15 protein-coding genes and 1 rRNA gene are annotated in these 18,113 nt (G+C 40.3%); 14 read left to right on the top strand and 2 right to left on the bottom strand.

Annotated elements, in window-relative coordinates; genetic code table 11:
- From rrf to hisC, 8 genes are all read left to right on the top strand, one after another.
- Positions 1-87 (top strand): 5S ribosomal RNA (gene rrf, locus BLP85_RS04615); the annotation flags it as partial.
- Positions 88-415: 328 nt separating this feature from the next.
- A complete protein-coding gene (locus BLP85_RS04610) occupies positions 416-1,870 on the top strand; it encodes an RNA polymerase factor sigma-54 (RefSeq protein WP_092818932.1) in 1,455 nt (484 codons plus the stop codon).
- Between the two features lie 173 nt (positions 1,871-2,043).
- Positions 2,044-2,376, top strand: coding sequence for a ribosome hibernation-promoting factor, HPF/YfiA family (hpf, locus tag BLP85_RS04605; protein WP_092818931.1), 333 nt, complete (start codon positions 2,044-2,046; stop codon positions 2,374-2,376).
- Positions 2,377-2,513: 137 nt separating this feature from the next.
- Positions 2,514-2,765: a BolA family iron metabolism protein IbaG gene (ibaG, locus tag BLP85_RS04600; protein WP_004650949.1), complete on the top strand. Its 252-nt coding sequence runs from the start codon at positions 2,514-2,516 to the stop codon at positions 2,763-2,765.
- Positions 2,766-2,771: 6 nt separating this feature from the next.
- Complete coding sequence (gene murA, locus BLP85_RS04595) at positions 2,772-4,028, top strand: UDP-N-acetylglucosamine 1-carboxyvinyltransferase (RefSeq protein ID WP_092818930.1); 1,257 nt, start codon at positions 2,772-2,774, stop codon at positions 4,026-4,028.
- Complete coding sequence (gene hisG / locus BLP85_RS04590) at positions 4,028-4,723, top strand: ATP phosphoribosyltransferase (protein WP_086194235.1); 696 nt, start codon at positions 4,028-4,030, stop codon at positions 4,721-4,723. The genes murA and hisG overlap by 1 nt, the downstream gene beginning before the upstream one ends.
- A gap of 195 nt (positions 4,724-4,918) precedes the next feature.
- Entirely contained in the window at positions 4,919-6,220 is a 1,302-nt protein-coding gene (gene hisD / locus BLP85_RS04585) for a histidinol dehydrogenase (RefSeq protein WP_171259629.1), read from the top strand.
- Between the two features lie 219 nt (positions 6,221-6,439).
- Positions 6,440-7,531 (top strand): histidinol-phosphate transaminase, encoded by a 1,092-nt coding sequence (gene hisC, locus BLP85_RS04580; protein WP_092818928.1) that lies wholly within the window; start codon positions 6,440-6,442, stop codon positions 7,529-7,531.
- Between the two features lie 102 nt (positions 7,532-7,633).
- On the opposite strand, the gene BLP85_RS04575 is transcribed toward hisC, so the two are convergent.
- Positions 7,634-8,986: an anthranilate synthase component I family protein gene (locus BLP85_RS04575; protein ID WP_092818927.1), complete on the bottom strand. Its 1,353-nt coding sequence runs from the start codon at positions 8,984-8,986 to the stop codon at positions 7,634-7,636.
- Between the two features lie 257 nt (positions 8,987-9,243).
- Here BLP85_RS04575 and filA point away from each other — a divergent pair, with 257 nt between their 5' ends.
- The 6 genes from filA to filF all read left to right on the top strand — a co-directional run bounded on the left by filA (position 9,244) and on the right by filF (position 17,476).
- Positions 9,244-10,305: a putative pilus system protein FilA gene (gene filA, locus BLP85_RS04570; protein WP_092818926.1), complete on the top strand. Its 1,062-nt coding sequence runs from the start codon at positions 9,244-9,246 to the stop codon at positions 10,303-10,305.
- Positions 10,306-10,501: 196 nt separating this feature from the next.
- On the top strand, positions 10,502-11,341 hold the full coding sequence (filB, locus tag BLP85_RS04565; protein ID WP_092818925.1) for a putative pilus system C39 family peptidase FilB: 840 nt from the start codon (positions 10,502-10,504) through the stop codon (positions 11,339-11,341).
- A 46-nt stretch (positions 11,342-11,387) separates the two neighbouring features.
- Positions 11,388-12,620 (top strand): putative pilus system protein FilC, encoded by a 1,233-nt coding sequence (gene filC, locus BLP85_RS04560; protein ID WP_171259628.1) that lies wholly within the window; start codon positions 11,388-11,390, stop codon positions 12,618-12,620.
- Positions 12,621-12,632: 12 nt separating this feature from the next.
- Positions 12,633-14,297, top strand: coding sequence for a putative pilus system OmpP1/FadL family transporter FilD (gene filD / locus BLP85_RS04555; RefSeq protein WP_092818923.1), 1,665 nt, complete (start codon positions 12,633-12,635; stop codon positions 14,295-14,297).
- Positions 14,291-15,496 carry a putative pilus assembly protein FilE gene (gene filE, locus BLP85_RS04550; RefSeq protein ID WP_322853117.1) on the top strand — a complete coding sequence of 402 codons (1,206 nt, stop codon included), beginning with the start codon at positions 14,291-14,293 and terminating at the stop codon, positions 15,494-15,496. The genes filD and filE overlap by 7 nt, the downstream gene beginning before the upstream one ends.
- Before the next feature lie 21 nt (positions 15,497-15,517).
- Positions 15,518-17,476, top strand: coding sequence for a putative pilus system protein FilF (gene filF / locus BLP85_RS04545; RefSeq protein WP_092818922.1), 1,959 nt, complete (start codon positions 15,518-15,520; stop codon positions 17,474-17,476).
- 65 nt (positions 17,477-17,541) lie between these two features.
- On the opposite strand, the gene BLP85_RS04540 is transcribed toward filF, so the two are convergent.
- On the bottom strand, positions 17,542-18,090 hold the full coding sequence (locus BLP85_RS04540) for an NUDIX hydrolase (RefSeq protein WP_092818971.1): 549 nt from the start codon (positions 18,088-18,090) through the stop codon (positions 17,542-17,544).
- Positions 18,091-18,113: the final 23 nt, after the last annotated feature.

Raw genomic sequence — 18,113 nt, 5'->3', positions numbered from 1 at the left:
CTGATCCCTTCCCGAACTCAGAAGTGAAACCTCTTAGCGCTGATGGTAGTGTGGGATTACCCATGTGAGAGTAAGTCATCGCCAGCTCATTATTCAAAAGCCCCTGCCAAGTGTAGGGGCTTTTTTTATGCGCGGGAGTTTTTAAAACCTCAAGATCATTATTGAATTGATGAATGAGAATAGATTCTTGATTTGAATTTGCTGTTATTTAGAAAGTTTGATGTTATATCAAGAATAAATTATTCATTTATAAAAATATTTAGCATTAATTTTTTATATTTTATCGAAAATATGACTAAAAAATCCGTAAATTTGTATATTTTTTATGTGTATCTATGATATAAAAATTAAAACGGCACAAAAATTGCTTGTAAGGCGTGCTTTTATAAATAGCAGTTAAAAAGAGTAGGATAGTATGAAGTTATCGGTTGGATTAAAAGTTGCAAACTCCTTGTCACTGACACCGCAGTTACAACAAGCCATTCGTTTGCTTCAACTTTCTAGCCTTGAGCTAGAGCAAGAAATCCAAATTCAACTTGATAGTAATCCCTTATTGGAAAAAGTAGAAGAGCAATCTTCGATTGAAAGTCTATCTGCCTTGCAAGATCAAGAACGTGACAGTAAAGATTTAACCAATGAGCTAAATGCAAACCATCTTCCGGATGATCTACCTGTGGATACTGATTGGGATGATGTTTATACCCATCAGCCGACCAGTTTGGGTTCCCCTGAATATGAAGAACGAGAAGATAATCGCCAAGGACATTTGGGTTTAAAAGAGCATGTACTCGAGCAGATTAATTTATTGCATTTTTCTGCTGTGGATCGCCTCATCGCGCACTGTATTGTGGATTCTTTAGATGAAAAGGGTTTTTTAGATGCTGAAATTGCCGAAATCACGGCATCTGTGCAACATTTATTGGAAACGATGGATTATGAGGATGAGGTGGAAAATGATGAAGTTCTTGTTGTTTTAAAACATATTCAACATCTGGATCCTCCAGGTGTGGCATCGCGTAATCTGGCAGAATGTTTATTGGTGCAACTCGAAAGTTTACCTGTACATCAAGCCTATCGTTGTGAAGCGATAAAATTGTTAAATCATTATGAGTTACTCATTTCGAATGAATTGCCGAAATTGGTTAAACAAACCGGTTTGAATCCTGAGCAATTAAAATGTGCAGTTGATCTGTTAAAGACCTTAAAAGCCTATCCGGGACTGGAGTTTGAAGAAAAAGACTCTGATTATCAGATTCCCGATGTGGTGGTTATGAAAAAGAATGATCATTGGCAGGTGCAGTTAAATCCGGATGTTATGCCCAAATTAAGGATTAATTCTTTTTATGCCAGTATGATTAAACGTGCAGATCAAAGTAACGACAATCAATATTTACGCAATCAAATGCTCGATGCCAAAAATTTTATTAAAAGTGTCGACGAGCGTCATAAAACCCTATTAAAAGTGGCCACCTGTATTGTAGAACATCAAAAAATGTTTTTGGAAATTGGTGCGGAGGGGATGAAACCTTTAGTGCTGCGCGATATTGCAGAAGAGGTGGAATTGCATGAGTCTACTGTCTCACGTGTAACGACCAACAAATTTATGCTGACACCGCGGGGGTTGTTTGAGCTGAAATATTTCTTCTCCAGTCATGTAGCCACGACTTCTGGCGGAGAAGCATCTTCCATTGCAATTCGCGCAAAAATTAAAAAGTTAATTTCCGAAGAGAATCCACGCAAGCCTTTATCTGACAATATTATTGCCAATTTGTTAAAACAAGATGGCATTGATGTAGCACGCCGGACAGTTGCTAAATATCGAGAGTCGTTACATATTCCTTCATCTTCTGAACGAAAAGTCTTGATCTAATTTTAAAAATCTGATTATTCTAGGGATTCATTATGACAACATAATGAATCTTTTTTTCTTTTAAAGGTGTGGTTGAAATGATTTAAAGTGTGAATTGCAGAATTCTGAGTTCTTTCAGTAGATCGTTTCGGCTATGACTTTAACTAATCCTAAAGAAGGTGAGGGATAGAATTATGCAAATAACAATTCGTGGTCATCACTTAACTATCACCCCTGCAATTGAAGATAATATCCGATTAAAATTTGCTGAAATGACCAAACATTTGGACCAGGTCAATAGTATGCAGGTAAAATTGACCAAAGATCATCAAGTGGACAAACGTTCAAGAAAAGGAAGTTTAAATCATATAGCTGAAGCGATTATTCGTGTACCGGGGGCAGAATTGTTTGCACAGGCAACAGCTGATGATATGTATACATCAATAAAAAAATTAACAGAAAAACTGAAAAGACAGTTGCATAAGCATAGAAAAATGCAGGTTGCAGCCCCATCTTTAATGGCATAGTTCGGTTTTTGAACAAAAAGAGGTTTTTTATGACCTCTTTTTTTATATATTAAATGTTATAGCTTAATGATTTATTTTTCATATTTATAGTAAAATGGCAGGTTTTTACACCGTTGGTCCTATAAGAGGTCTTTGTGATGAATAGTGAACAGCTCACTGAAATTTTAAAAGCTGCTTTTCCAGAGGCTGAAGTTGCAGTTAGTGGGCAAGGCGGGAAATTTGATCTTCGCATCGTAGATGAACAATTTGAAGGCAAACGTCCGGTGGCACGCCAACAGACAGTTTATGCTCCGTTAAATTCATATATTGCCAGCGGTGAAGTACATGCGGTAACTATTCGCGCAATGACCAAAGAAGAATGGCGTAAAGCAAGCTTATTCGGAGCTTAGAACTAGATGGATAAATTTTTAATTCAGGGCGGTGTTAAGCTCGAAGGTGAAGTGCGTATTTCTGGTGCAAAAAATGCAGCACTTCCATTGCTTGCTGCAATGATTCTCCCTGAAACTCCCACCACATTAACCAATGTTCCAAATCTTAAGGATGTGAACACGTTGGTAAAACTGATTGCTGGTTTGGGTGTTCAAATTTCTTATGAAGGCGATACTGTTAAAGCAGATACGTCTACATTAGATAATCAGTTTGCTCCATATGAACTGGTCAAAACCATGCGTGCATCCATTTTGGTGCTTGGTCCATTATTGGCGCGCTATGGCAGTGCAAAAGTATCTCTTCCTGGTGGATGTGCCATTGGTTCACGCCCAGTCGATCAACATTTAAAAGCATTAGAAGCTTTGGGTGCTGAAATTGAAGTTGAAGCTGGTTATGTCCATGCCAAAGTTGATGGTCGTCTTAAAGGTGGCGAAGTTGTCTTTGATATGGTGACTGTGGGTGGTACGGAAAATATTTTGATGGCAGCGGTATTGGCCGATGGTATCACTACAATCCGTAATGCCGCACGTGAACCTGAAATTACCGATCTTGCACAAATGCTGATTAAAATGGGTGCAAAAATCGAAGGTTTGGATACCGACACTTTAGTCGTTACAGGTGTTGAGCATTTACATGGCTGTGAATATGCAGTGGTTGCGGACCGTATTGAAACTGGTTCGTATCTGGCTGCTGCGGCAATTACCGGTGGTAAAGTCAAAACCACGCATACCGATCCAGCACTACTTGAAGCAGTTTTAGACAAATTTGAAGAAATGGGCGCAGAAGTGACCCGTGGCGATGACTGGATTGAACTGGATATGATGGGGAAACGTCCGAAAGCCGTAAGCTTCCAGACGTTGCCGCATCCAGAATTCCCAACCGATATGCAAGCCCAGATTATGGCGGTCAACGCGATTGGTCGTGGCTTTGCGACAATTTCTGAAACGATTTTTGAAAACCGTTTTATGCATGTACCTGAATTGGCACGTATGGGCGCAAATATTCAGGTTGAAGGTAATGATGCAGTGGTTACAGGTGTGGAAAAACTTTCAGCCGCTCCTGTAATGGCGACAGATTTACGTGCTTCTTTCTCTTTGGTTCTGGCTGCGTTGGCTGCTGAAGGTGAAACCCTGATTGACCGTATTTATCATATTGACCGCGGTTATGAAGATGTTGAAGCGAAGTTACAAGGTTTAGGTGCCCAAATTAAGCGAGTAAGTTAATGAGTGATATGAGAAACGATGATCCAAACTTTGACGTTATGGGCAATTTTGATCATGGTTTAACTTTAGCATTAAGTAAGGGACGTATTTTAAAAGAAACTTTACCTCTGCTAGAAACAGCAGGAATTAATTTACTGGAAGATCCGGATAAATCCCGTAAATTGATTTTCCCAACTACCCATAAACAGGTGCGTATTTTAATTTTACGCGCTTCTGATGTACCGACCTATGTGGAAAATGGTGCAGCGGATTTGGGTGTTGCGGGTAAAGACGTGCTGATGGAGCATGGTGCGCAAAACGTCTATGAACCACTCGACTTGAAAATTGCCAACTGTAAACTCATGACAGCAGGCAAAGTCGGTATGGAACGTCCGAAAGGTCGTTTAAAAATCGCTACCAAATATGTGAATCTTACACGTCAATACTATGCCAGCCTGGGCGAGCAAGTCGATGTCATCAAGCTTTACGGTTCGATGGAACTTGCGCCACTGGTGGGTTTAGGTGATTACATTGTTGATGTGGTCGATACGGGTAATACCCTGCGTGCCAATGGTTTAGAGCCTTTGGAAGAAATCTGCAAAGTCTCTTCTCGCTTGATTGTAAATAAAGCAAGTTTCAAGCGTAAGCAAACTTTATTGAACCCGATTCTGGCACAGCTTGAAAAAGCAGTGGAAGAACGCGAAAGCAAAAAATAAGTTTTTGCATCTCAATATGAAAAACCGTCATTTTGTGGCGGTTTTTTTATGCCTGTTTTTACTATCCCTAGCTAAACCCAGATTTATTCGATAATTCACAAAGTAATTTCCTATGAAACTGTGTGAATAGATGTGTGATTGATACCCACAAAGTTTGGGAAACAAGGTAAACTAAACTTTTCCAATTCAAACCTTGTGGGTAAATTGATGCGACGTTTATCGACTCAAGATCAAAGCTTTAAACAGGCCTTTGCAGACTTGTTGGCTTTTGAGACAGTTAGTGATCCTGAACTTTTAAAAACCGTAGACCAAATCATTGCTGATGTACGTCAGCATGGTGATGCTCATGTTCTTAAACTCACTCAACAGTTCGATCGACATCCAGCGCATCAATTTTCTGATCTAGAACTTACTCAAGAACAACTCAAAGCGGCTTTTGAAGGTTTAACGACAGAAGTTCGTCAAGCTTTGGAGTTGGCTGCAAACCGTATTCGTGAATTCCACCAGGCGCAAAAGCAGGATGGCTGGACCTATGTTGATGCTTTGGGAAATACCTTAGGGCAAAAAATTACCCCGCTGGATCGAGTCGGTATTTATGTGCCGGGCGGTTTGGCATCATATCCATCTTCTGTATTGATGAATGCCGTTCCTGCACATGTGGCGGGTGTGCCAGAAATTATCATGGTGGTTCCGGCGCCGAATGGTGAACTCAATCCATTGGTATTGGCAGCTGCATATCTGGCTGGGGTGCATCGTGTATTTACCATTGGTGGGGCACAAGCGGTTGCCGCATTGGCTTATGGAACGGAGACGATTCCCCCTGTCGATAAAATTACCGGTCCAGGTAACCGTTTTGTGGCAGCAGCTAAACGTGCCGTATTTGGTCAGGTCGGTATCGACATGATTGCAGGGCCGTCTGAAATTTTGGTATATGCAGAAGGTCAGAATAATCCGAAATGGCTGGCAATGGATTTATTGTCACAAGCTGAGCATGATACGGTTGCACAAGCGATTTTTATTACCCCAGATGAACAGCTTTTAAATGAAGTTGAACAGGCGATTGAAGAACATTTAGCTGCTTTGCCAAAAGCTGAAATTGCCCGTACTTCAATTGCCAACCGTGGGGCATTGGTTTTGGTGAAAGATCGTCAGGAAGCGATTGATCTCATCAACCAGGTCGCGCCAGAACATTTAGAGCTTTGCCTGGATGAAGCCGAGGAAATGTCGGAAAATATTCGCCATGCTGGTGCCATCTTCATGGGACGCTACACGCCTGAAGCGATTGGTGATTATTGCGCGGGTCCCAACCATGTGTTGCCGACATCGGGCACAGCGCGTTTCTCATCACCACTCGGTGTGTATGATTTTCAGAAGCGTTCCAGCCTGATTATGTGCTCGGAAGAAGGCGTAAAAACTTTAGCGAAAACGGCCGATATCTTGGCGCAACAGGAAAACTTGGATGCCCATGCACGTTCAGCGCGTTATCGTTATCAGTAATAAATCATAGGCTAGATAGAAAAAAATCTGGTTTTCTAAAATTATAAACCTCTCCCTAACCCTCTCCTGAAAGGAGAGGGAAACTCATATGATGAGAATAACTTTGATGTTTGATTCCATCATTTATGAGATGAAGATTCCTCTCCCTGAGCGAGCTTTAAGGATTGCTTTAAAGCAAAGCGCAAGAGAGGTTAGGAGAGGGAAATAAGAGAAAATAAAATGTCGACCATCACCACAGAACAAATGCGTTTTTGGAGTCCTGAAGTACGTGAACTCGAACCTTACGTGCCAGGTGAACAACCCAAAATCCAAAATCTTCTAAAATTAAATACCAATGAAAATCCCTATCCGCCATCACCAAAAGTGGTAGAAGCGGTTCAGGCGGTATTGGCAAATTCGGCAGATGTGTTGCGTTTATATCCAGACCCGGATGCATCCGCTTTAAAACAGGCTATTGCCAAGCAGCAACATGTTGACGTGAGTCATGTATTTGTTGGTAATGGTTCTGATGAAGTGTTGGCGCACATCTTCAAGGCTTTTTTTGTCCAGGAATTGCCAATCCTGTATCCGGACATTACTTACAGTTTTTATCCGGTTTATAGTCAGTTCTTTGGGGTAAAAACCAAAGTTTTGCCATTGAATGATGATTTTGAAATTGTGGTGGATGATTATAAACAGCCTAATGGCGGGATTATCATTACCAATCCGAATGCGCCGACCAGTATCGCACTTGGTTTGTCTGCCATTGAAGAGGTTCTTCAGGCCAATCCCGATTCAGTGGTTGTCATTGATGAAGCTTATGTCGATTTTGGCGCTGAATCTGCGGTTGCATTGGTTGAGAAATACGATAACTTGGTGGTTTGCCAAACGACTTCTAAATCACGCTCCTTAGCAGGCTTACGTGTCGGTTTTGCCATTGCGCAGCCACATCTCATCGCTGCCCTTGAAGCGGTGAAGAATAGTTTTAACTCCTATCCGATCGATCGTTTTGCGATTGCGGCGGCTGTGGCTTCTTTTGAAGATCAGGAATACTTTGAAGCGCAAAATGAGAAGGTGATTGCGAGTCGTGAAAAGTTGGTTGCTCAACTGACTGAACTTGGCTTTAAAGTCTTGCCATCGAGTGCAAACTTTATTTTTGCCTCACTGTCATCAAAAGATGCAGCTGAATTGGCTGCTGAATTACGTGAACGTGGCATCATCGTACGTTATTTCAATAAGCCGCGTATTAACCAGTTCCTGCGTATTACTATCGGTACGGACGAGCAAAACCAGCGTTTGGTCGATACATTGAAAAACGATATTCTGGCTTAATCTCCCCAAACCTCTCTTCACAAAAGAGGGGATTTCCTTCCTTTACTAAAGGGAGGTTAGAGGGATTTTAAAAAAGCGATTCAATAGAATCGCTTTTTTTAATTATGCAGGTGTGTACCAAGTGTTGAGTAAATTCAGCATGGCTTCGACTTTATCAAAACATTCCTGATACTCAGCATCGCAATCTGATGCAATGGTGATACCGCCACCCGCCCAGACAGAAACATCATCCTGATATTTTTGAATCGAGCGAATCAGAATATTCCATGAACCTGTGCCATCAAAATTAAAATAACCCATCGAACCGCAGTAGGCTCCACGTGGAGCACCTTCAAGCTCCTCTATAATTTGCATGGCACGAATTTTGGGTGCACCAGTGATCGAACCACCCGGCAGAGCAGACATGAGCACATGAAAAGGATTGATATCTTCCCTTAAAGTGGCAGTGACTTCACTGACCATATGGTGAACTTGATTAAATGACTCAATTTCAAAAAGTTTTGGTGTTTTCACCGATCCTGTTTCAGCGTATACACTCAAATCATTACGCAGTAAATCTACAATCATTACATTTTCGGCTTGGTCTTTTTTAGAGTGAATTAGGCTTTGCTTGGATTGTTCATCAAGTGCAGCATCTTGATATCGCGGCATGGTGCCTTTAATTGGTTTTGTGGTGATTTTCCGATTTGCTTCAAATTCGATAAACAGTTCGGGAGAACAGCTGAGTAATTCAAAATCATCAATTTTGACATAACCCGAATAAGGTGCATCCGTCAGTTGCCAAAATGCGTCTGCTGTATCGAGTAATAACCCTTGTGCTTTGGCGGTAAATTCTTGAGTCAAATTAATCTGATAACAGTCACCTGCCCGAATGTAATCTTGAACCTGTTTAAAGGCATTCACATACTGTTTTTTATTCCAGCGTGCAGTACAAGGTTGTGTAAGCGTAAATGATTGATTTTCTTTAATGAAGCTATTTTTGTTTTGTAAGGCATCTTGAAGCATCTGAAATATCGCTTCAGCATCATGCTCATGGCTAAAAAAAGTCCAGCCTTGATCGGTCAGTTTAATATAGCTGCAATAAATGCCTAAAAATAAAGAAGGCTGATTTTTGGATTGAATGTTAACCTGTTGCTGGGCAGCTTCATCATAACTGATAAAGCCGATTAAACCGCCATTGAAGTCAGAAGAATGGTTTTGCAAACCCTGTTTAAAAAAATGATTGAAATCAATCGGTTCATTTTTTTGCTGATATTGATTTAACGATATTCTGGTAAATTTCTGAATTTTTTTATTGTGCACCAGCATATATTCAGAGGCTAAAAAAGCAATGACAGGTTGCTTTACATTTTTTAAGTAAACCACATGGTTAAGATGTGATAGGCATAAAAGAATTTCAGTAGGATTAAGCTGTTGTTTGGTCAGCAATTTTTGAAAAAAAACAGGCTTATTCATACGATGTGACTTTAAAAATTCGATACATAGATAAGCTATTCTATAACATTGTTGGTGCATAAAAACTGTAAATACCGTTTATCGGTAACATGCAGATTGCGACCAACAGCAGTTGAACAAAAAATGACAGCCATATAATTTAACTAGGGCAAACCAGCTGCTCAAGGAAAGCCTCACTATTGTCAAAAAATAAAAAACAATCAGTGAAATCGAGTAGTTAACAATCAAAAAAAATAATACTCTTGGGAGAGTACGAAATGAAAAAATTTACTAAACTTGCTTTAGTTTCTTCATTAGCAATCAGCGCAAATGCGATGGCAATGCAAGCAATGGATGATGCTTCATTGGGTGCTACTACTGGTCAAGATGGTTTAAACATTGGGATCGGTATTTCAAAAATCGAAATCGAAAAATTATTCATTCACGATAATGATGGTATGGGAGCAGCTGGTTATAAAGAGCTTCAAGCTGATGGCGTAACACTTGTAGATAAAACATCTGGTGCTGGTGCTATTTATATTAAAGGAAATGGCATTACTAAGCTGGCTGCTGATGGTGTTACTGAAACTAACGTTGTAAAAAACAAAGGTATCGTAATTGGCGCAAACTATGACAATGCCGGAGCTTATTTACTTGCTAGCCGTAACTTAGCAGACTTAACAATTGACTCAGATGCAGGTGGTGGCAATCCATTTATTAATATTGCCGCACAGGTATCTGGTCTAGATATTAACATCGGCGAGATTGGTGTAGTTGGATCGGCTGCTGCACCAGCAGCTGGAGCAGCGAATATTCGCCGTGGTGGCACAGGTACTGAAAACGCGATTTTATCAGGTCTTTCTGTTAAAACTGGTAAAATGACTGCAAACATTCAATTAGGTGCTGCACCGCAAGGCGCAATGATTAAGTTGAATACAACAATGGTCGGTGGTTTAGAGATTAAAGATTTGGGTATTCTAGATAACTCAACGACTGGTAAAACAGTTGTTCCAGCAGCCCTTTCACCAACAAACGCTAATATAAATACAACTAAGGCAGGTGAAATCTTCATTGAAAGCATTAAGTTAACAGATGCAAATTCTAGTGATCTAACAATTAACCAAAATATTAGTGTATTTGGTGAATCAGCTGCAAACAAAGGTTTTGTTCGTATTGTCAGCACAAGTGGTGCACATGATACTTATGTGAAAGCTATCCATTTAGGTAGCCGTGATGCAGCATCTATTGGTGATGTAGAAGTTCAAGGCATGCAAACTTACTTTAGCCCAGCTCAAGGTACTTATGTGCCAGGTTCGATTATTACAATCCGCGGTCACTAAGTTTCCGTGTCAAAAAGCGCGTGTTTACACGCGCTTTTTTTTACAAAAATAATGTGAAATTCTTCAAAAAGACTAAAAAAAAGCTGTTTTTTTTTATAAAAAAGGTTATCTTCCTTTTACATGGATGTAGAGTATAAGCTCTAAAAAAATAATGAACAAAGGCACGTCATGCCGATAACTAGAAAAGTTAAAAGATATGTTAGAGATCGCGTTAGGCTCGGCATTGATGTATTACGCTGCCAAAGAAGCCTTTGAAATTAAGAAAAAGCCAGCGGAAGCTGTGTATTACACTGAAACCTTAGATTCTCGCCACGATTCATTCACTCGAATGCATAGAGAACCCGTGCTCATTAAACCTGCTGTAGAAGATCAATTTAGGGGTATTGTCCGTCAAGCCTATGACTATAGTTGTGGATCAGCTGCATTAACGACCTTGTTGAATGGTTATGTTGATGTTGGTGTAAACATGACAGAACAACAAGTCATGAATGGTTTACTTAAATTTGGTGAAACCGAGAAAATTGTTGAACGCCGCAGTTTTTCTCTTTTAGATATGAAGCGCTTTGTTGGGGCAATCGGTTTTGAAAGCGGGGGATACAAAGGCGAATTTTCCGATTTGGTTCAGCAAGGTCAACCAGCAATTGTTCCGATTTCCTATGCAGGTTTTAAGCATTTTGTAGTGTTTAAAGCATATAAGAATGGGCGTGTGTATGTGGCTGACCCTGCACTGGGTAATATCAGTTTTGATGAAACACGTTTTAAAGATATCTGGGAAAACAACACCCTGTTTTTAATTAATGTTGCCCCTGAAAAAAGAAAAAATTTATTGGCACTTCAGGATACAGACTTACGACATGTCGAAGATGCAACGGTGAATCGCTATGCATTCGTTGACATTCAATATCCGCAGTTCTATATGGATAAAATTGCAGATAAAGCCTCAACAATTCGTTTAGACAAGAATTTAAATGAAGACTCAGAAAAATTCGGGGAATCGACATATAATTTTTTACGTCTTTATTACAAAAGTAAATAAAGTATAAAAGTAGCAGATTAAAAAAATAAAAATGGTGGGATGGAATATGAATCGTAAATGGATGAACAAAACTTTATTGGCTTTGAGTGTTCAAATGGCAATAGGGGTGGCATATGCCGCAGAGGAACCTGCACTTGGAGAATATGAGGTTGTAGATCAACAGGAAACTGCAGTTGAATCTACAGCGTTACAGTCTACAGATGTGCAAGCAGTAGCAGCGGTAGATGCAGGAGAACAGTCAGCACTCGGTGAGTATGAGGCAGTTGATGAACAAGTGGATGAGTCGACAGCAACCCCATCTGCCGATAGTAGTACAGTAGCGCAGCCACAACCTGTTAATGCAAATGAACAAGCTTCTTCTGCCTTGCAGCAGCAAGAAGGGGATGCAAGTAAAGAAGCAAACCTGCAAGAAGTTTTCACTTCAAATGAAAGACAATATTCATTAATTAAAAAAGGTGAAATTTCATCTTATTATGATATCGATTATACCTATTATCGTGATACACAGATTGATGCTGAAATGGCGAGCGGTCAACTGTATCAACTTCGTGTTCAAGAAAATGCAACTCACTCTGTTACCAATACGTTTACAGCGCAGTATGGCATTTTAGATAATTTGACTTTCACTGCTTCACTACCTTTAGTCGCTAAAACAGATTTATTAAAAGATACCTCTGCAGCAGGTCTAGGCGATATTTCCTTTGGTGCACGTTGGGAACCTTTCCCACTAAAAGCTGGCAGGTTACCACTGATCTTATTCGGTAATATTTCTACTAAAACGGGCGATAGCCCTTATGAAGTGAATGCCACAGATGATTTAGCAACGGGTAAAGGTTATTACTCTGCAGGGATTGGTGCGAGTACACGTAAATATATCGATCCAGTAGTTTTGTTTGCTTCTGTATCTGCAAACTATGGCTTTAAAGAAACTGGTTTAAATCAGCGCCGTGGTATACGGGTACTGGAGGAGTTTGAACCTGGGATTAGTGGCGGTTTTGCCTTAGGTTTTGCTTATTCATTTAACTATGATGTGTCTATGACCATGTCATACCAGCAAAGCTTTAATACCGGTTCAGAATTTACCTATAGTTCGGGTGAAAACTATTCTCCGGCTGATCAGACCAGTTCTACTTTAGCAATTTCACTCGGTGTGCGTGTTTCACCAGAGACCATTGTTAACGGAACTGTGGGCATAGGCTTAACAGAAGATGCGCCAGATGTATCGTTAGGTTTGTCATTCCCACTTGATATTTTAGGTTTCGGTAAGAAACTTCGCTAAGAGGGCAGTCGTATGTACAAGATTCGACTTCGCCCGTTAGCCGCAGCAATTATCGTCTCGGGCTGTTCAAGTGCAACTTTTGCTCAATTAGGTACCAACTTATCGGTTGATGTCAGATCATTGAGTATGGGGAATGCAGTTACTGCAGACCCTCCTGGCATTAGTGCTATTCATTTTAACCCGGCAGCCTTGACAAAAATTGAAGGTCTGCAAACCGATGTTCAGGGTATTCTGGCTAACTTTGATATCAAAAGAGAGTTTGAAGTTCCAGCAGGATATAACGTATTTGGCTATTCAGATGACCCGATGGTGTGTAATGACGGACCAGAGGTTTCTTCCGATTTATGTACAGACTTTAAAAGCACCATAAATGGGGATGTCGAATACGTCAGTTTATACGTCCCGGTACTAAAAAAAATGGTGGATCTGGGTGAAGGTTTGCCCATGGCTGCACCTACAGCGGGGATTGCTTACAATCCACCGGGTTCAAAAACGACTTTTGCAACGGCAATGTATGCACCTTTGGTTGCCGGTTTTGGTGCAGAAAATGGTAATCCTGCGAATTATATGGGGCAACAGGTTGCTCTGGAAAGGATTACCTATTTATCACCTTCTATAGCCTATGAAGTGAATGATGAACTATCCGTCGGTGCTTCTGTGGGTATGTCATACCAGGCCATTGGTTTAAAAACGGATTTGCGTTTTCCTAACGAATTAATTGGTATGTTGCGAATGATTGATGAAGTCGTTTGTACACCTTTTAAAGAAAACTCGGACATTATTACCGACATTCTGTTGTTAGGCATATGTAATGCCCAAGAAGGCATGAATCCATTTGGCCGGTTTGGGCAAATGCAACTTGCTTTGGAACAATCACTTAGCCCAAGTTATAACCTTGGCGTGCTGTGGGAGCCGACTGACGATTTTAGCTTTGGTATGGTATATCAAAGTGCTGCAAAAATGCGTTTGAAAGGTAAATACCATATTGATAACGCAAACGCGCCACGTGAGCTGATCAATGGTTTAATGTCATCTCCTACAGGTCAAATTCTTGCTGCAATTTTAGGCTTTCCAAATAATATTCCTGCAAGCGAGTCAGGTCTGGTTTCAATGGATTTTGAATACCCAGCCCATTTCCAAGCAGGGATAAAATATAAGCTTTTACCCGATTTACAAGTCAACTTTGATGTAGGCTGGACGGACTATAAGGCCTGGGACAAGTTTAGATTTGAATTTGACCGACAAATTTCAGCGCTAAAAATTGCTAAGTTGCTTTCTGAAAACGTGAGTGATAGTTCTCTCGCATTACCGCTGGAATTTACTTCACCTTGGAATTTTGGTATTGGTCTGGAATATTCCGCAACGGATCGTTTGAAATTACGTGCTGGCTATGAACCACGTACCAGTGCAATTCCTGATAATAAGCGAAATACCATGGTGCCGATTAACAATGCACAATTGTTTGGTCTTGGGGTAGGTTATCGTTTTGATGCAGATACTGATTTAGATTTATCGATTGGCTTTCTGCGTAGTAAAGACAATATTCCTGCAAATACAAGTAGTTTGGCAAACCAGACAGGGGTAAATAATCTTTTATTAAATCCATATGCAGGTTTAAACGTAAAAACAGATACCAAGATTACGATTTTAGGATTGAACTATAGAACAAGATGGTAAGCGAATTGAAAAGAATGAAAGGGAATTCATTGGTGAAATCGGTACTTGCACTTTGTATGGTGCAAGTGTCCTTTTCATATGCGGGCGAGTTTTACACGATCATTGGACCAGATGGCCGGCCGATGATCGTGCAGCAAAAATCTCCGCCCAAGAATCAATCAGCAGAAGTGAGTAAATCTTCCTCAATAGAGATGAGAGTTCAAGAAACTCAATCCCATTCCCAGAATAGTCAGCCTGAAGTTAAGGCCGCTGCAACTCAAATTTCAACATCATCGCAAGTAAAAGAGGAAGATAAAACAGTAGTTCAAAAGGCCCCAACAAAAGTTTCTACCCATGCCGATGCAGCTAAAATACCGCAAAGCACTTATGTAGCACCTAAAGCCGAGAAAAAGGAAAAAGTAGTATCCCAGCCTTCCTCTCAGTCTAAAAAAATGGAAGAAGTTACACCTCTGGTGAGCATGCCTCCTACTCAAGAACCAAAAGAAATTAAAAATACGGAAAATTATGTAACGATTGATGGTACGCAATATATAAAAAATGAATACCTGGAAGACAAAGAATTTAATCTGGAAGGAAAGAAGCGTTTTTATGCTATGCCCGAAGGCATCATTGATGCCAAGCATGGAGCGACACGTTTACAAATGGTTGAACGTGAAAAAGGGGTAAGCAAATCCCTGCTGCAATCCTTTTTCAAAAAGAATCAAAAACAGGATAGTGGTCCCATTACATTGTCATCCAGCTATTATCGGGTTTCCCAGGCGGATGTTGTTGCAAGTTTAGGTCAACAATGTATTCAGGATAAAAAAATTAAAAATGCCAAAACTGTCAGTTTGGATAAAGAAGTCAATGTTTGGCCACGGGCACCCTTAAAAGAACAATTTGATTTTGAAATTGTGAAAGTTTCCAATGCCATTCAGAATGTTCAAATTAGTTCTTATGCCTCACGACAACAAAATCCGACCTTTTATTGGCCATTTGTGGTTTTTCTGGATACCCATGGGTGTGTGCTGGAAGGTGCTGGAGGCTTTAAAAATCATGAGGCTACAGCTTCTTTTACCTCGCATGAAAAAATTGAAGGAATCGTACATATTCCTTCCACAACCCAATATATATTATTAACCCCTTTAGCCAGTGCGATAGATGTTGATAACAAAGCACTCACCAATAAGGGTCAATTAAAATTGATAGCAATTCGCTAAGGATATAAGAAGAGAATTAGGATGAAAAATAAATATTTACTCCCGTTTACCCTCACCACCTTGATGGCGGCTTTAAGTGGTTGTGGTGGCGAAAGTGCCAATGTTATTCCTGAAGTTTATGAAGGTAGTACAACGAATGGAACGTGTACGATTGGTTCTACGGGATGTCTTGGATTTGCACTGGATTATCCATTAAGTGGATTAAATTTTACCTGTAGTAGCGATACCAAAAATAGCTTCGTGACCACTTTTGATGCAAAAGATGGGGCAGCAACAGGGGCATGTAAGGTCGGTGATAAAATTACCTTCTTCATTAAGGGGGAAAAAGATAAGCAAATTAATTTGGGAACGCTAGACCTCAATAAAATTGCCAAGGTCAGTACCTCGCAATTACCTCGCTTGACTATTTTAGACATTGCCTCGGGTATGACCAATACACCGGCTAGGTCTCTGGATGCCAATGATAGCACTGTGAAAGTAGCTATGCGTTTGGCAAAAATATTACAGGCACTTGCGCTGCAAAACGGTGGAATTGCTGATCCGACCGATATTCAAGCTTTATATATTACTGATCAACAGCGCGTAGATCTGGAGAGAATTAGCCAGTCAATTTCTCAAGATGCTTTTGTAAATACCGCAGATGCAGACTTTGAATTACTGATCAAACCTTGGCTCAATATTTCAAATATAACCAATGAGCAGGCATTTTCGACTGTCAGCATGTTGATGAATATTTCGAATGCGGGAGTATATCAACCTGAATTTTCACTATTCTCAACCTTTGGAGTAGTTAGCAGTTTAAGCGGTTCAGATGGTTTGGTCGGTTGTAATAAAGAGACGTGTAATACGCAGGATAGTTCAACGCAGCATCTCTTTGGACATTTCATGTTGATTACAGACCGTGACGGTTATACCTTTGGCAGTGGTATGCAATGGCGTGGTCCAGGAGTCAGTGATACTTCGACGGTAGGTGGATTAAATACCAAATTGCTGACCACCACCCGACCTATTCGGATGACGGCGAATGCACAAGATCATTGGATTAACCCGGTGACGAAGAAAATCGATCGAAATTTTGATTTTCAGGTCGATCAAGTCGTTACACCTTTAAGTATTTATCAGGGCACTTTATATAATGATTATATGATTGCCGGCAAAGAACAATTCTATAAGTTGCTTACCGGCAAAACAGAAGTCACTGCAGCGGATAAGCTGGATTTCGGTCTATGGACGCAGACCATTGGCAGCGAAAATTTTAAGGGTACACTCGATTTATATAAAACCTTTCCTATTACTTATCTAGATAAAAGGGTCTTTAAATCCGTTAATAATGCGAAATCTGGCGAAGCTTATATTTTCCCGATGTATGCAAATCTGACCTTTAAATTTACCGATACCAGTGTGAACGACGTTGTACTGGGAATAGTCATTGATGAAAAGGGTAACATTCGAACCAATATGAAACCTGGATCTACTGAAGATGATATGAGTACTGCTTTGGATGTGGAATTGCCATCAGGAAAAACTGCTTGTGAGGCCACCGGCTTTAATTCATCCACCTATATAGACCAGAACGGAGTTCAACAATACCGTATTGGTACAGTTTCTCGTGCTTTTACCAATGATAAAAATATTTCTTTGCGTATGGTATTGGCAAACGCAAACTTGAAAAAAGTAGATGGTGCTTTAGTCGGAATGAATACTAACATCAAGACTTCCAGCACTGGAGAAAGTATTGTGGTGGGTGGAGCATTACTGAATGTAACTAATCTTTTAAATCTTACCTCGGGTAAAGCAGATGTCACATTTAAAGATTCTGAAGTAGAGGAAGTAAAATGGGCAAGTACATTATCAAGTTTCCAAAAAGTTTATAATGCGAATAATTCCACACATACTTCACAAGATAAGGAAATAGCAAAATTAATCGGAGGTACATTAACTTTTGCTTTAGCTCCATGTTATACGGTTAAAATTAAATAAACTGAACAATACAAAAAGCCCATCACATGATGGGCTTTTTATTGAGTTGCAAATTTATCGTATCTTTAACCGGTATGATCCAAACGGGTACCTAATGTTTCTAAATGCATAGTGAAGGAAGCAGATTTACGGTCTTCAAAATAGTGTCTTAAGGTTCGTTCTACACTGGGAAAAGCCAGTTCAGACCAGGGAATTTCGTGTTCTTCAAATAGACGGGATTCAATGGTTTCCTCACCGGCACCGAATACGCCATTGATGAGATTGGCCTTGAACAGAACATAAATCTGTCCAATTCGGGGAATGTTATACATACAGTAGAGCTGTTCGATTTCAACTTCAGCTTCAGCTTCTTCCCGGGTTTCTCTGGCTGCGCCTTGTTCCATGGTTTCAAACAGTTCCATATAACCTGCAGGCAGGGTCCATAAGCCATAACGGGGCTCAATGGCACGGCGGCACAGCAAAACCTTATTTTCCCATAGTACGAGTGCACCGCAAATGACTTTGGGATTGACGTAATGAATATTGCCGCAATCTGTACAAACACGGCGTAATTGATGGTCGCCGAGTGGAATTTTTTCCGTTGTTTTATGTCCGCAAATTACACAGAAATTCATATTCATCGTCAATGATCAAGGTG

This window comes from Acinetobacter kookii (assembly GCF_900096895.1).
GTDB lineage: Bacteria > Pseudomonadota > Gammaproteobacteria > Pseudomonadales > Moraxellaceae > Acinetobacter > Acinetobacter kookii.
Note: the sequence above shows the minus strand (reverse complement) of the source record. Positions and strands in the feature narration are given on the sequence as shown.

What these genes read in the sequence shown, in the direction of transcription:
- BLP85_RS04610 (WP_092818932.1), top strand. Translation starts at nt 416, where the DNA reads ATGAAGTTATCGGTTGGATTAAAAGTTGCAAACTCCTTGTCACTGACA.
- filA (WP_092818926.1), top strand. Translation starts at nt 9,244, where the DNA reads ATGAAAAAATTTACTAAACTTGCTTTAGTTTCTTCATTAGCAATCAGC.
- filB (WP_092818925.1), top strand. Translation starts at nt 10,502, where the DNA reads ATGTTAGAGATCGCGTTAGGCTCGGCATTGATGTATTACGCTGCCAAA.
- hisG (WP_086194235.1), top strand. Translation starts at nt 4,028, where the DNA reads ATGAGTGATATGAGAAACGATGATCCAAACTTTGACGTTATGGGCAAT.
- BLP85_RS04540 (WP_092818971.1), bottom strand. Translation starts at nt 18,090, where the DNA reads ATGAATTTCTGTGTAATTTGCGGACATAAAACAACGGAAAAAATTCCA.
- hisC (WP_092818928.1), top strand. Translation starts at nt 6,440, where the DNA reads ATGTCGACCATCACCACAGAACAAATGCGTTTTTGGAGTCCTGAAGTA.
- murA (WP_092818930.1), top strand. Translation starts at nt 2,772, where the DNA reads ATGGATAAATTTTTAATTCAGGGCGGTGTTAAGCTCGAAGGTGAAGTG.
- hpf (WP_092818931.1), top strand. Translation starts at nt 2,044, where the DNA reads ATGCAAATAACAATTCGTGGTCATCACTTAACTATCACCCCTGCAATT.
- ibaG (WP_004650949.1), top strand. Translation starts at nt 2,514, where the DNA reads ATGAATAGTGAACAGCTCACTGAAATTTTAAAAGCTGCTTTTCCAGAG.
- BLP85_RS04575 (WP_092818927.1), bottom strand. Translation starts at nt 8,986, where the DNA reads ATGAATAAGCCTGTTTTTTTTCAAAAATTGCTGACCAAACAACAGCTT.
- filF (WP_092818922.1), top strand. Translation starts at nt 15,518, where the DNA reads ATGAAAAATAAATATTTACTCCCGTTTACCCTCACCACCTTGATGGCG.
- filC (WP_171259628.1), top strand. Translation starts at nt 11,388, where the DNA reads ATGAATCGTAAATGGATGAACAAAACTTTATTGGCTTTGAGTGTTCAA.
- filD (WP_092818923.1), top strand. Translation starts at nt 12,633, where the DNA reads ATGTACAAGATTCGACTTCGCCCGTTAGCCGCAGCAATTATCGTCTCG.
- filE (WP_322853117.1), top strand. Translation starts at nt 14,291, where the DNA reads ATGGTAAGCGAATTGAAAAGAATGAAAGGGAATTCATTGGTGAAATCG.